This window comes from Streptomyces noursei ATCC 11455, assembly GCF_001704275.1.
Taxonomy (GTDB): Bacteria; Actinomycetota; Actinomycetes; order Streptomycetales; family Streptomycetaceae; genus Streptomyces; species Streptomyces noursei.
In genome coordinates this window covers 3,971,027-3,984,266 of record NZ_CP011533.1, presented here as the reverse complement: position 1 = coordinate 3,984,266, position 13,240 = coordinate 3,971,027, and the positions used below count along the sequence as shown (strand labels likewise).

9 protein-coding genes are annotated in these 13,240 nt (G+C 76.3%); 5 read left to right on the top strand and 4 right to left on the bottom strand.

Annotated elements, in window-relative coordinates; all coding sequences use genetic code 11:
- Positions 1-32 precede the first annotated feature (32 nt).
- Together SNOUR_RS16555 and SNOUR_RS16550 are read right to left on the bottom strand one after the other, a co-directional pair.
- Positions 33-1,736 carry a M23 family metallopeptidase gene (locus SNOUR_RS16555; RefSeq protein WP_067347752.1) on the bottom strand — a complete coding sequence of 568 codons (1,704 nt, stop codon included), beginning with the start codon at positions 1,734-1,736 and terminating at the stop codon, positions 33-35.
- Positions 1,737-1,979: 243 nt separating this feature from the next.
- Complete coding sequence (locus SNOUR_RS16550; protein ID WP_067347749.1) at positions 1,980-2,786, bottom strand: esterase/lipase family protein; 807 nt, start codon at positions 2,784-2,786, stop codon at positions 1,980-1,982.
- Positions 2,787-3,146: 360 nt separating this feature from the next.
- Between SNOUR_RS16550 and SNOUR_RS16545 the strand changes: the two genes are divergently transcribed.
- Entirely contained in the window at positions 3,147-3,605 is a 459-nt protein-coding gene (locus SNOUR_RS16545) for a cobalamin B12-binding domain-containing protein (protein WP_052286768.1), read from the top strand.
- 113 nt (positions 3,606-3,718) lie between these two features.
- Here SNOUR_RS16545 and SNOUR_RS16540 read toward each other — a convergent pair whose 3' ends face one another.
- Together SNOUR_RS16540 and SNOUR_RS16535 are read right to left on the bottom strand one after the other, a co-directional pair.
- Entirely contained in the window at positions 3,719-5,392 is a 1,674-nt protein-coding gene (locus SNOUR_RS16540) for a DUF5691 domain-containing protein (RefSeq protein WP_079142715.1), read from the bottom strand.
- A 68-nt stretch (positions 5,393-5,460) separates the two neighbouring features.
- On the bottom strand, positions 5,461-6,933 hold the full coding sequence (locus tag SNOUR_RS16535; RefSeq protein WP_067347746.1) for an SWIM zinc finger family protein: 1,473 nt from the start codon (positions 6,931-6,933) through the stop codon (positions 5,461-5,463).
- Between the two features lie 228 nt (positions 6,934-7,161).
- On the opposite strand from SNOUR_RS16535, the gene SNOUR_RS16530 reads away from it, so the two are divergent.
- From SNOUR_RS16530 to SNOUR_RS16515, 4 genes are all read left to right on the top strand, one after another.
- Entirely contained in the window at positions 7,162-8,289 is a 1,128-nt protein-coding gene (locus tag SNOUR_RS16530) for an ATP-binding protein (RefSeq protein WP_067347744.1), read from the top strand.
- Entirely contained in the window at positions 8,286-10,982 is a 2,697-nt protein-coding gene (locus tag SNOUR_RS16525; protein WP_312632598.1) for a DUF5682 family protein, read from the top strand. Before SNOUR_RS16530 ends, SNOUR_RS16525 begins: the two co-directional genes overlap by 4 nt.
- The gene (locus SNOUR_RS16520) at positions 10,979-12,169 is read left to right on the top strand and encodes a VWA domain-containing protein (protein WP_067347741.1); all 1,191 of its coding nucleotides are present in this window, start codon (positions 10,979-10,981) and stop codon (positions 12,167-12,169) included. Before SNOUR_RS16525 ends, SNOUR_RS16520 begins: the two co-directional genes overlap by 4 nt.
- 134 nt (positions 12,170-12,303) lie before the next feature.
- Positions 12,304-13,191, top strand: coding sequence for a hypothetical protein (locus SNOUR_RS16515; RefSeq protein WP_159425868.1), 888 nt, complete (start codon positions 12,304-12,306; stop codon positions 13,189-13,191).
- The last annotated feature ends 49 nt before the right edge of the window (positions 13,192-13,240 follow it).

Here is a 13,240-nt window from a genome sequence, read left to right as displayed (position 1 = left end):
GCGGCAGGCCCCTGCGCGCTCGTACCGGGGATTCAGTACGGGTTGAGGTCGTGGGAGCGGAGCCACGGTATCGGGTCGATCGCCGAGCCGCCGCCCGGCCTGACCTCGAAGTGCAGGTGCGGGCCGGTGGAGTTGCCGGAGTTGCCGGAGTAGGCGATGGTGTCGCCGGCCTTGACCGTGCCGGAGCGGATCTTGGTGCTGCTCAGGTGGCAGTACCAGGTCTCGGTGCCGTCGGGCGAGGTCACGATCGCCATGTTGCCGTAGGCGGAGTTCCACTGGGTGCGGACGGTGCCGTCGGTGGCCGACATGACCGGGGTGCCGTAGCTGACCGGGAAGTCGATGCCGGTGTGCACCGACATCCAGTTCACCCCGGCCTGGCCGAAGAGCGCGCTCAGACCGTGCTGGGTGACCGGCAGGACGAACTTGGGGCGCAGCGCCTCCTTGCGGGCCGCCTCTTCTTCCTTGCGCTTGCGTTCGTCCGCCTGCCGTTGCTTGAGGTCCAGTCGCTCCTGGGTGCGGCTGGCCCGCTCGCGGAAGTCCTGGGCGCTGGCACTGAGTCCGGCGAGCTGGCTGTCGAGCTTCTTGTTGGCCGCAGTCGTCCGCTTCGCGGCACCGGCGTCCGGTGCGGCCTGGGTCGTCGTGCCGTCCTTGTCGTCCCCGCCGAACTGGCTGACCGAGGCCGCGGCCGCCGCGCAGACGCCCATCGCGGCTACCGAGGGCACCGCGACGGTCAGCAGCGCCGAGCGCTTGGCCTGGCGGCGCCGGCCGCGACCGCGGACCGCCTTGCCCGCCGGGGGACCGTCGACCCGCAGGGGGGCGTCGTCGTCCGGGACGGCGGTGACGGGCATCGCCTGGGTCATCGCGTCGGCGATCGACGAGGGGTCGGGCGCAAGGGCCTGGGTGGCGGACGCGTCGGTGGCGTCGTGCTCGTCGGCGGCGCAGGCGGTCGCGGGGGCGAACGCCGCGAGGGGCTGGTCCCACAGGACGGTGTCCTCGACCGGGACGGTGTCGTCCGCGGGCGGGCCCGCCTGGGCCGGGATGCCCGGGGCCGGGGCGGGCGACGGGGCGGTGCGGTCGGCGTGGTCGGCGTAGTCCGCGGTCGACCAGACCGCGGTGGCCTCGTAGCCGATCGGCTCCTGGACGGCGGTGGCGGCGGCCGCGAAGGAAGCGGTGTCGTAGGCCGCGGTGCCGTAGCCGGTGTCGTAGGCGGTGGTGTCGTACCCGGTGGTGGGGTAACTGCCGGTGTCGTAGCCGCCGGTGAGGCCGCCCCCGGAGCCGTACGCGGCGCCGGTGTCGTAGCCGCCGGTGTCGTACGCCCCGCCGTCGAAGCCGTGCGCCTGGAAGCCACCGGTGTCGTAGCTTCCGGTGCCGTATGCGGCGCCGCTCCCGTGGGCGGCGGAGTCGTAGCCTCCGGCGGGCCCGTAGGCCGCGGTGTCGTACCCGGCGCCATACGGGGCGGTGGTGCCGTAGCCGGGGGCGTCGTATCCGGTGTGCGCGTACGGGTCGTAGCCGGTGTCGTAGGCGGTGGTGTCGTACCCGGTGGTGGGGTGACTGCCGGTTCCGTAGGCGTCGGTGAGGTGGTCGCCCACGGGGTGGCCGCCGGTGCCGTAGCCGCCGTGGCCGCCGGGGTGTGCGCCGAAGAGGGGGTCACCGTCGCCGTATGCCGCGTGCGCGTAGGACGCATCGGAAGCGGGGGCGGTCGGAAGCTGAGCCCCCGACGGGTGACGGTCGTCCACCAACTTCTCTTTCGCCTCGGCTGCAGGAGAATTAGCGGCGACTGTACCCGGCGGTACACGACGGCGACAATCTTCCCGAAGTCCCGGGCTCGGCGAGGCCGGGCATTTGGCCGCCTTTCGGCAGGACACAGGCCACTTCTTGCGCGTTCTTGGCGGGTCGTTCGAAGATTGTTCGACGAGGTGGCCGGGGTATGACGAGGGGCGGTCGCGCGGGCGTCGGGGGATCGCCACTCCGGGCGTCGGTCAGGCCACCGATATCGCGCCCCGCGCGGACGGGGCCGCTTCCGTGGCCGCCAGCACCTCCCGAATCCGCGCCGCCACGGCCGCGTTGACCGGCAGCGCGAGGTGCCCGACGCCGCTGACCCGGACGTTCTCCACGTGCAGGTCCGGATGATCGATCCGGGCGGTCGTGGCCGGCACCATCACCTGGTCCTCCTCGCTCCAGAAGGCCACGAAGCGCGTCCGGCAGCGCGGCGCCGGCAGCGCCAACTCCGCGATCACGGTGGAGTCGGGGCGCATCTGCCGGACGATCGGATGCGCCGACATCAGGGGCGCGACGCGGGTGCCGGCATGCGGGGTGCCGAGCGTGACCAGCGTCCGGACCCGCTCGTCGCCGCCGCGCCGCTGTACGTAATAGCGGGCGATCAGGCCGCCGAGACTGTGCCCGACGAGATCCACCCGGCGGTGTCCGGTCCGGGCGCAGACCTCTTCCACATGGTGGCCCAACAGCTCGGCGGCGCGGCGCAGATCGCAGGTCAACGGGGAGTAGTTGAGCGCCTCGACATGGCGCCAGCCGTGGCGGTACAGGGAGCGGCGCAACAGGACGAAGACCGAGCGGTTGTCCACGAAGCCGTGGAGGAGCAGGACCGGCGGATGGGCGCGGCCCTCGGTGGGGAGGCGGGTCGGGGGGCCGGCCGCGGGGGACGCGGTCGGCGGGCGCTCCTGGGCGATCCCGGTCGGATAGAGGAGGAGATGAGCGGTGAGCACGCCCAGCTCCACGAGCGTGGTGCGCAGCAGAAGAGGTGTGGAGAGAACAGGCAGAGCCCCCATGGCCGACCTCCCGAACGGCATGCGGGAGGTGACGACGACCCCCGAATGCCCTTGTGGGAAGCCGCGAGCGGCGATGGTGGTGCGGCGGCCCCGCGGGCCGACCGGGCTGCGGCTCCCCGGGCGCCCGGCCCGTGTGTGCGGCGCCGGCCGTCCCTGGCGGCGGCGGACACGCGGAACGCGGCGCGTGGCGAATGTGTCCCGTGTGTGATTTCCCCCTCGCCGGATGTCACGAAACGGCTGCGTACGGGATGCTGTAGATAACGTTCGTTCACGCTCGTGGCCGCCGGTTCGCGGTGGCGCGACCGGATGTCGGCTCGGCGGCATCGCCCTGGCGGTGCCGCGCATGGCTTGGAGGCAGTGATGAGTGTGGCGCGGCAAGACGGGGCGCAGGCGGAGGGCCAGGGCGCGGCGGGCCGGTCGGGGCCGATCCGGGTCGTCGTCGCCAAGCCGGGGCTCGACGGGCACGACCGGGGCGCCAAGGTCATCGCCCGGGCGCTGCGGGACGCCGGTATGGAGGTGATCTACACCGGGCTGCACCAGACGCCGGAGCAGATCGTCGACACCGCGATCCAGGAGGACGCCGACGCCATCGGGCTGTCGATCCTCTCCGGTGCCCACAACACCCTCTTCGCGAAGGTGCTCGCCCTCCTGGAGGAGCGGGACGCGACGGACATCAAGGTCTTCGGCGGCGGCATCATCCCGGAGGCGGACATCGCCCCGCTGAAGCAGCAGGGCGTCGCGGAGATCTTCACGCCGGGGGCGACCACCGCCTCGATCGTGGAGTGGGTCAACGCGAACGTCCGCCCGCTGGCCGTCTGAGCGGCCCGCGCCCGACGAGCCGTACGGGACGGCCCGGCCCGTTGCCGCGGGCGGCGCCGGCCGCCGGGGGAGCGGGCCCGCCGTCCGCGCGGGGCGGCGGGCGGTCGCCGGCGTCATGACGCCTCCCCGGCGAGTTCGGCGTGCATGGCGGCGCGCAGGCGGAGGGTGCCGACCAGGCGCTGGAACGCCTCGGACCAATAGCCGCCGGAGCCCGGGGAGGCGCCCTCGGGCTCGTCCGTGACCGCCGTGAGCATCTGCAGGCGGTCGGCCGCCGCCGGATCCAGGCAGCGCTCGGCCAGGCCCATCACCCCGCTGAAGCTCCACGGATAGCTGCCCGCGTCCCGGGCGATGTCCAGTGCGTCGACCACCGCCCGGCCCAGCGGCTCGGACCACGGCACCGCGCAGACGCCCAGCATCCGGAACGCGTCCGCGAGGCCGTGGACGGCGATGAACTCGGCCACCCAGCACGCCCGTTCGTCGTCCGGGAGCACCGCCAACAGCTTCGTCAGATCCCGGGAGGAACCGGCCGGCGCCAGCTCGGCGGCGGCCTGGCCGGGGTCGCCGGGTGCGCCCAACAGGGCCCGCGCCCAGTCCGCGTGCCGCTGGCGCACCGCGGCCCGGCACCAGGCGTCGTGCAGCTCCGTGCGCCAGTCGCCGGCCACCGGGAGTGCGACGAGCTCCGCCGGGGAGCGCCGGCCCAGACGGCCGAGCCAGCGGTCCAGCGGCGTCGCCTCCACCAACTGGCCCAGCCACCAGGCGCGTTCCCCCCTTCCGGAGGGCGGCTGGGGGGCGACGCCGTCCCGCTGCATCCCGGCGTCGCAGGCGCCCGGCGGATCGACCACGAGGACCTCGGCGGCGGTGGCGTCCCCGGGGGCCGGGCGGGCCAGGCGGACGCAGACCAGGCTGCGCTCGGCCATCCGGGCCGCGAGCGCGGAGCCGGGCAGGGCGGAGAGGAGCTCCGCGGCGGTGGTGCGGACATTGCGGCTGCGGTCGGAGAGGGCCTGCTCCAGGAACGGCTCGTCGCTCGGCGTGAGCGCCTCGCCGAGGGAATCCAGGAACATCAGACGGTCCTCGGCGCGCTCGGTCGCCCAGGTGGCCGCGAGCAGCGCCAGGCCGGCCCGCGGATCGCGGCGCCGCAGCGACGTCAGCAGCGCGACCCGCTCCGCGAACAGCCCCTCCTCCCACAGCCGCCGGACCGCCTCGGGGGCGTCGGCGCCCGGCAGCGACAGCGGCCCGCCGATGCCGCGGAGGGCGAACCTCCAGTCGTCGTTGAGCCGGGCCAGCCACAGGCCGCGGGGGCCCGCCAGGGCGAGCGCGGCGGGCCGTAGGTCGGTGCGGGACCGGGCGGCGTCCAGCAGTGCGGGCAGCAGTGCCTCGGGGGCGCGGTAACCGCGTCCGTCGGCGGCGGCCAGCCACTGGGGCAGCAGCTCGGTGAGGTCGGGATCGGTGCCGCGCCGGCTGCCGGAGCCGGGGGCGCGGTCGGCGAGCAGCAGCGCGAGCCGGCGCCGGGCGGCCGGCGGCAGCGGGGGCCGCGGATCGGCGGGGGCCGGGGCGGGCCGCTCGGCGGCCGGGGCGGGGCGGAGTGCGGAGCGCCGCCGCACGGTGCCGAGCGCCGCCGCGTCCAGCAGCGCCGCCGCGGGGGTCTGCCCCTCCCGCACGGCCACCGGCGGGGTGCGCCGCTCGGCACCGAGGAGCGCGGCGCTCACCAGGTCGGGCCAGGCGCCGGGGGCGGCCACGGTGGGGATGGTCGTGCTGGGGGTGGGGGATGGGGTGGGTGTGGTCGGCATGCCCTGCCTCCGGATGAGGGTGGTGCACGGGTGAGGGGGCCTCGCGCGGCTGCGGGCCGGGCGGTGGGTCACGGGGACAGCGACACCGGTGCGGGGTCCCAGACCGTCAGCGGCAGGAAACCCCGGTGGCCGCATTCGCCGAAGACCGTGACCGGCGCGCCGCCCGATACGGCCGCCAGCTGCCACAGGGCCGGACGGCCCAGGCAACGCGGATCCAGCGGGAGGGCGGACTCGCCGTCGGCGTCGGCCAGTTGCCAGCCGCCGCCCGCGCCGCCCGGTATCGGCGTGACATCGGCCAGGACCACCGGCCAGGCGTCGAGCCAGGGGTCGTCGCGCAGCGCATGGCCGTACGCGGCCAGCGCGGCGTCGATGCCGCAACCGGTCGGGACCGGCCCCGGGGTCGCGGGGGCGTGCCGCTCACCGAGGGCGACGCGCAGCGGCCGGGCGCCCGGGTAGTAGGCCAGGTCGGCGTCGAGCAGCAGGCCGGGCGGGAGCGACACCTCCAGGGGGCGGTGGGCGCCGCCGAAGGAGCGGTGCAGCGCCATCCGGCCGGTCCGCTCGCCGCGCAGGAAGATCCGGCGGGTGGTCAACGGGCCCTCGGCGCCGTCCTGTTGGGCGAGGACCAGCCAGCGGTCCCGGATCGTCACCGTCTCCGGGTCGGACCGGACGTCCGCGGCGTCCGTGGTCAGTCCGACCCGGGCGCGGACCGTCGCCGCGAGCGGGGGCGGGAGCCGGTCGATGCCCAGGAAACCCTGGTCGAGGAGGTGCAGCAGGGCGCACTCCTCCAGCAGGCGGGACGGCCAGTCGGGGCCGGAGGTCGCGATCGCGCCCAACTCCCTCACCCGCGAGGCGAGTCCGGGCGCCTGGGCGTCCACCATGCGGGCGGCGGTCTCCTCCCAGGAACCCCGCCCGCCACCGGGGTCGTCCGCGCCGGTGCGGGCGGCGGCCCCGGCGGCTGGGCCGGCCGCCGCGAGGCCCGAGTGCAGCAGATCCTCCAGGCGCTGCTCCAACTCCGTTGCGCCGGCGGCGATCCGCTGCATCCGGCGGGCCGCCCGCCGCCGGGCCGCCTCCGGATCCGCGGGCGCGCGGGAGGCCGCGCCCGGGCCGTCGGCCTCGGAACCGCCGGCTCCTGGACCGCCGGCCCCCGCGCCGTCCGGCGGGCGGTCGGACCGCTCCCGGCGCGCCGCCAGCCACCCGGCCGCCCACGGCGGCGGCTCCCCGCCCGCGGCCGGACCGTCCCCCGGCCGCGCCGGCTCCCCGGCCTCGCCCCCGGCCCACCGCAGCAACAGCCCCAGCGCGTGCTTGCACGGGAACTTCCTGCTCGGGCAACTGCACTGGAACGCCGGCCCGTCGAGATCCACGACCGTGCCGTACCGCGCGCCGTCGCCGCCCTCGCACATCCCCCATACCGCGCCCCCGCCCGCGCCCGTCCCCGACCACCGGCCGGCCGCGGCGAGCCGCTCGCCCGCCGCCCGCGACGCCTCGTCCGGCGCCAGCGCGAACACCCGGTCCCTCGTCCAACGCTCCCCGTGCGGACTCATCCGACCCCCTGCGGACTCCCGTCGAACCCCTGCCGTCGAACCCCTGCGGATTCACTGTCTCCGACGCTACGACGCGGCACTGACAATCGCCCTCGCCCGTCGGCAACTCCGCAGGTCAGCAACGATTTTCGAGGGCGTTGTCAGTGGTCTGGTGCAGGCTGGGAACCGCAAGTCGCCGGCGGGATCCGCGCGGGGCGCCGGCCGCACATCGCGCGACGAGGGGGAAGCATGTCCGAGAACGGCATCACCACAGCGGGTGGGGCGCACGGCGGGTCCGGGGAGGCACTGCGACCGCACGCCGAAGTCGCCTTCGCGCACGAGCTGGCGGCGCTCGCCGCGGCCGACGACCGGCCCCGGCCGGAGCGCTGGCGGCTCTCGCCCTGGGCGGTCGCGACGTATCTGCTCGGCGGCACGCTCGCCGACGGCACGGTCATCACGCCCAAGTACGTCGGCCCGCGGCGGATCGTCGAAGTCGCGGTGACGACCCTCGCCACCGATCGCGCGCTGCTGCTGCTCGGCGTGCCCGGCACCGCCAAGACCTGGGTGTCGGAGCACCTGGCGGCGGCGGTCAGCGGCGACTCCACCCTGCTGGTGCAGGGCACCGCCGGCACCCCCGAGGAGGCGATCCGCTACGGCTGGAACTACGCCCGGTTGCTCGCCCAGGGCCCCAGCGCCGACGCCCTGGTGCCCGGCCCCGTCATGCGGGCGATGGCACAGGGGATGACCGCGCGGGTCGAGGAGCTGACCCGGATCCCGGCCGACGTCCAGGACACCCTCATCACCCTCCTGTCGGAGAAGACCCTGCCGATACCGGAGTTGGGGCAGGAGGTCCAGGCCGTCCACGGCTTCAACCTGATCGCCACGGCCAACGACCGCGACCGCGGCGTCAACGACCTCTCCAGCGCGCTGCGCCGCCGCTTCAACACCGTCGTCCTGCCGCTGCCCGCCACCCCGGAGGACGAGGTGGACATCGTCGCGCGGCGCGTCGCACAGATCGGGAGTTCGCTCCGACTCCCGCCCGCGCCCCAGGGGATGGACGAGATCCGCCGCGTGGTGACGGTCTTCCGCGAGCTGCGGGACGGCGTCACGACCGACGGCCGCACCAAGCTCAAGTCGCCGTCCGGGACGCTCTCCACGGCCGAGGCCATCTCGGTCGTCACCAGCGGCCTGGCACTGGCCACCCACTTCGGGGACGGCGTGCTGCGCCCCGGGGACGTGGCCGCCGGCATCCTCGGCGCGGTGGTCCGCGATCCGGCCGCGGACCGCGTCGTCTGGCAGGAGTACCTGGAGACCGTGGTGCGCGAGCGGGACGGCTGGAAGGACTTCTACCGCGCCTGCCGGGAGGTGGGCGCATGACCGGCGGAAGCGGGACCGGGCCGGTGCTGCTCGGGGTGCGGCACCACGGCCCGGGTTCGGCGCGGGCGGTGCGGGCCGCACTGGAGCAGTGCGCACCCCGCGCGGTGCTGATCGAGGGGCCGCCGGAGGCGGACGCGCTGGCGCCGCTCGCCGCCCACCCGGAGATGCGGCCACCGGTCGCCCTGCTCGCCCACGCCGTGGACGACCCCGGCCGCGCGGCGTTCTGGCCGCTGGCCGCCTTCTCCCCCGAGTGGGTGGCGCTGCGCTGGGCCCTGGAGCACGACGTTCCGGTGCGCTTCATCGACCTTCCGGCGGCACATTCACTGGCCATGGCGGACGGGGAACCGGAGACCGACGAACGGCCGGAACGAGGAGGAGGGTCCGCGCCCGGCACGGGAACGGGCGAGGGAACGGGGGAGCGGGGGGCGCCGGCGTCGGCCGCCGCCATGCGGCTGGACCCCCTCCGGGTACTCGCCGGGACCGCCGGCCACGACGACCCCGAGCGCTGGTGGGAGGACGTGGTCGAGCACCGCGGCCCGGGGGGTGCCGGCCGGCCATGGGGGTCCCCCCGCGCGAGGGGAGCCGGGGGCGGGGGAGGCGCCGACGGCGGGGGAGGACCCGAGGCGGACGCGCTGGCTCCGTTCGTCGCGCTCGCCGAGGCCATGGCGGCACTGCGCGCGGCCCACGGCAACGACGGATCCGACCGCGACGCGGTCCGGGAGGCCCATATGCGGCTCCGACTGCGCGCCGCGCGGCGGGAGTTCGGCGACCCGGTGGCCGTGGTCTGCGGGGCCTGGCACGTCCCCGCACTGGCCCCCGCCGCCGCCCGCCCCGGCTCCGGCGGGAGCCCCGCCCCGCCCACGGTGGCCGCCGACCGACAGCTCCTCAAGGGCCTGCCGAAGGTGAAGACGGCGCTGACCTGGGTGCCGTGGACTCACCGGCGGCTGGCCCGGCGCAGCGGCTACGGCGCCGGCATCACCTCCCCCGGGTGGTACGGCCACCTCTTCGAGGTCCCCGACCGCCCCGTGGAGCGCTGGCTGACCAAGGCCGCCCGACTGCTCCGCGAGGAGGACCACGCCGTCTCGTCGGCGCACGTCATCGAGGCGGTGCGGCTCGCCGAAGGGCTCGCCGCGATCCGCGGTCGTCCGCTCGCCGGCCTCGCCGAACTCGACGACGCGGTCCGGGCCGTCATGGCCGACGGCTCCGACGTGCCCGCCGCGCTGATCCGCGACCGGCTGGTGGTCGGCGAGGTGCTGGGCCAGGTGCCCGAGGACGCCCCGGCCGTCCCGCTCCAACGGGACCTCGCCCGCTGCCAGCGGACGCTGCGCCTCAAGCCCGAGGCGGCCGAGCGGGAGCTGGAACTGGACCTCCGCAAGGAGACCGACGCCGGCCGCAGCGGCCTGCTGCACCGGCTGCGGCTGCTCGGCGTCCCCTGGGGCGAGCCCGCCCGCTCCCGGGGCAGCACCGGCACCTTCCGGGAGACCTGGCGGCTGCGCTGGGAGCCGGAGTTGTCCGTGCGGGTCGCGGAGGCCGGCGTCTGGGGCACCACGGTGCTCACCGCGGCCACCGCCAAGGCCGCCTCGGACGCCGCGGAGGCCACCGTCCTCGCCGAGGTCACCGCCCTCGCCGAGCGCTGCCTGCTCGCCGGGCTGCCCGACGCCCTGCCGGTGGTGATGCGGGCGCTGGCCGACCGCGCCGCCCTCGACGCGGACGTCGGCCACCTCGCCCAGGCCCTGCCCGCCCTGGTCCGCGCGGTGCGCTACGGGGACGTCCGCGGCACCGACGCCGGCGCGCTCCGCGCGGTGGCGCTGGGCCTGGCCGGCCGGATCTTCGTCGGGCTGCCCCCGGCCTGCGCGGGCCTGGACGCCGACGGCGCGGCGGAGCTGCGCGGCCACCTCGACGCCACCCACCGGGCCGTCGGACTCCTCGGGCAGGTCGCGAAGGAGACCGGGGCACCGGACCGGGCGACCGCCGAGCCGTCCGCCCCGCCCCTGCGGGAGCGCTGGGCGGCGGTCCTCCGGACGCTCGCCGAACGGGACACCGCCCCCGGCCTGCTCCGCGGGCGGGCCGCCCGGCTGCTGCTGGACGACGGACGGTTGCCCGGCGACGGCGCGGAGCGGCTGATGGGGCTCGCCCTCTCGCCCGGCACCCCGCCCGCCGACGCCGCCGGATGGGTCGAGGGCTTCGTGGGCGGCCCGGACGGCGGCCTGCTGCTGGTCCACGACGAACGGCTGCTGGCACTGGTGGACGGCTGGCTGACGCGGGTACCGGACGCCGCGTTCGTCGACGTCCTGCCGCTGCTGCGGCGGACCTTCGGCGGATACGACACCGGGGTGCGGCGCACCCTCGGCGAACTCGTCCGCCGCGGCCCGTCCGGCGGATCCCGCCACCCGGCGGCCGGCCCCGTGGACGCGGCGGCGCCCGGCTTCGGCCCCGGCCTGGACCGCGACCGCGCCGCCGCCGTCCTGCCCACCCTGCGACTCCTGCTGGGCATACCCCAGCGCGGCTACGAGGACGGGGACGGGGACGGGGACGGGGACGGGGACGGGCACGACGAGAACGGGAAGGAGCGGGTCGGGAGCGGGCGGGACGGTACGAGCGGGGGCGCGGACGGCGTGGGGAACGGAGCCGGGACCACGGGGACCGAAGGCACCGCCCCAGTGATCAACAAGCCGACGGGAGTGGGAAGATGACCAGCACGACGGACCGGGACGCGGAGCGGCTGCGCCGCTGGCGACTGGCGCTGGGCGGCGCCGGCGCGGACGGCACCGGCTGCGAACTGCGCGGCAGGGACGCCGCGATGGACGGCGCACTGGAGTCCCTCTACGGGCAGCGACCACACCCGCGGCTGGGCCGCGGACCGCGCGACGGCGGCGGCGCCCGGGCGGCCGGCCTCGGCGCGTCGGCCCCCCAAGTGGCCCGCTGGCTGGGCGACATCCGCAGCTACTTCCCGTCCTCCGTGGTGCGGGTGATGCAGCGTGACGCCATCGACCGGCTCGGGCTGTCCGCGCTGCTGCTGGAGCCGGAGATGCTGGAGGCCGTCGAGGCGGATGTCCACCTGGTGGGAACCCTGCTCTCCCTGAACAAGGTGATGCCGCAGACCACCAGGGAGACCGCGCGGGCGGTCGTCCGCAAGGTCGTCGGAGAGCTGGAGCAGCGGCTGGCGACCCGCACCCGGGCCACGCTCACCGGGGCGCTGGACCGCGCCGCCCGGATCCGCCGCCCGCGGCACCGCGCCATCGACTGGGACCGCACCCTCCGCGCCAACCTCAAGCACTACCTCCCGGAACACCGCACCGTCGTCCCCGAGCGGCTGATCGGATACGGGCGCTCCGCACAGTCGGCGAAGAAGGACGTGGTGCTCTGCATCGACCAGTCCGGGTCGATGGCCGCGTCCGTGGTGTACGCCTCGGTGTTCGGGGCGGTGCTGGCCTCGATGCGGGCCCTCGACACCCGGCTGGTCGTCTTCGACACCGCCGTGACCGATCTGACGGACCACCTGGACGACCCGGTGGAGCTGCTGTTCGGCACCCAGCTCGGCGGCGGCACGGACATCAACCGGGCGCTGGCCTACTGCCAGTCCCGGATCCGCCGCCCCGCCGACACCGTGGTCGTCCTCATCAGCGACCTCTACGAGGGCGGCATCCGCGACGAGATGCTCAAGCGGGTCGCCGCGATGACGGCGTCCGGGGTGCGGTTCGTGACCCTGCTCGCGCTCTCCGACGAAGGAGCGCCCGCCTACGACCGGGAGCACGCGGCGGCCCTGGCCGCCCTCGGGGCACCGGCGTTCGCCTGCACGCCCGACCGGTTTCCGGAGGTGATGGCGGCCGCACTGGAGAAACGGCCGCTGCCCATACCGGACATGGCGGAGCAACGGTGACAGGAAACCCGAGGGGACTTGCGGGATACCTGCCCCGTCGTGCAAGGATCAGGGCATCGCTCGATCACCCGTGACGGGTCCGACACCGTGGCGCTGTGCCCGGCTGTCCCCGTCCGCATGGGAAGGTCCCCTCCTTGTCCGCTGTGTTCGCCCTGCCTGCCGCCGTGCGCCTGCCGCGCACCGTGGCCGTGCGGCGCGCGCTGCTGGCGGGGCTCTTCCTGGTCGGCTTCGTCCTCCTCGGCATCGGCTTCGGCACCGGCGCACACGCCGCCGACCGGACGCCGGCCGACGGCCACCCGGCCGCACCCGCGCTGACCGGGGCCCAGACCCCGCAGCGCGCCGACACCCCCCGGCACCTCGGCAAACTGCCGCAGTCCGGGGCGACGTTGGCACACCAGGGCGAGGCGGAGGGCGCCGGACTCACCCGGCGCGCGGACACCGAGGCGGCCGCGGTCGAGGGCACGATGCGCCCCGCCGAGCAGGCCGCCGCACCGGTCACCGGCCGGCTCACCGAGCCGGTGGACGCGGTGACCGGCCTGGTCAAGGCGATCGGCGGGATCGGGGACACGGTCGGCGGCGCGCTGCCCGTCCACCTCCCCGTCGGCACCCACCCGGGACGACCCGGCGACGGCGGCACGCCCGCGCACGGCGGGGTGCCCGGTGGCGCCCAGGCCGGTCCCGGCGCTGTTCCCGTCGGCGACGGCCCGGCCGCGTCGCAGCTGCTCCGCCCGGCGCACTGCGGCGACGCACCGCACCACCCGGCCGCCGCCGCACAGCCGCGTCCCGTCGCCCAGCCGCAGCGGGACGCCGGCCACCACGGCCTGCCGGGCCAGGGCCCGCTGGGCCCGGTCGCGCCGCCCGCGCACACCACGGGCGACGGCCACGGTCCCCGTGGCGGCGACCAGCACGCCGCCGCTCCGGCGGACTCCCCGCGCTTCCGGCTGCTGCCCGGTTGCGTCCGTACGGCCGATGGCGCCCCGACGCGCCGACGGGCCGAAGAAATCCTCGAATTCCCCGGCTAGGGCAGACCGCTCCGCGTCTGAAACGACCTGCCACGCGGGGGTGGCACAG

Coding starts and splice junctions, on each gene's coding strand:
- SNOUR_RS16545 (WP_052286768.1), top strand. CDS start 3,147: ATGAGTGTGGCGCGGCAAGACGGGGCGCAGGCGGAGGGCCAGGGCGCG.
- SNOUR_RS16525 (WP_312632598.1), top strand. CDS start 8,286: ATGACCGGCGGAAGCGGGACCGGGCCGGTGCTGCTCGGGGTGCGGCAC.
- SNOUR_RS16530 (WP_067347744.1), top strand. CDS start 7,162: ATGTCCGAGAACGGCATCACCACAGCGGGTGGGGCGCACGGCGGGTCC.
- SNOUR_RS16520 (WP_067347741.1), top strand. CDS start 10,979: ATGACCAGCACGACGGACCGGGACGCGGAGCGGCTGCGCCGCTGGCGA.
- SNOUR_RS16540 (WP_079142715.1), bottom strand. CDS start 5,392: ATGCCGACCACACCCACCCCATCCCCCACCCCCAGCACGACCATCCCC.
- SNOUR_RS16550 (WP_067347749.1), bottom strand. CDS start 2,786: ATGGGGGCTCTGCCTGTTCTCTCCACACCTCTTCTGCTGCGCACCACG.
- SNOUR_RS16535 (WP_067347746.1), bottom strand. CDS start 6,933: ATGAGTCCGCACGGGGAGCGTTGGACGAGGGACCGGGTGTTCGCGCTG.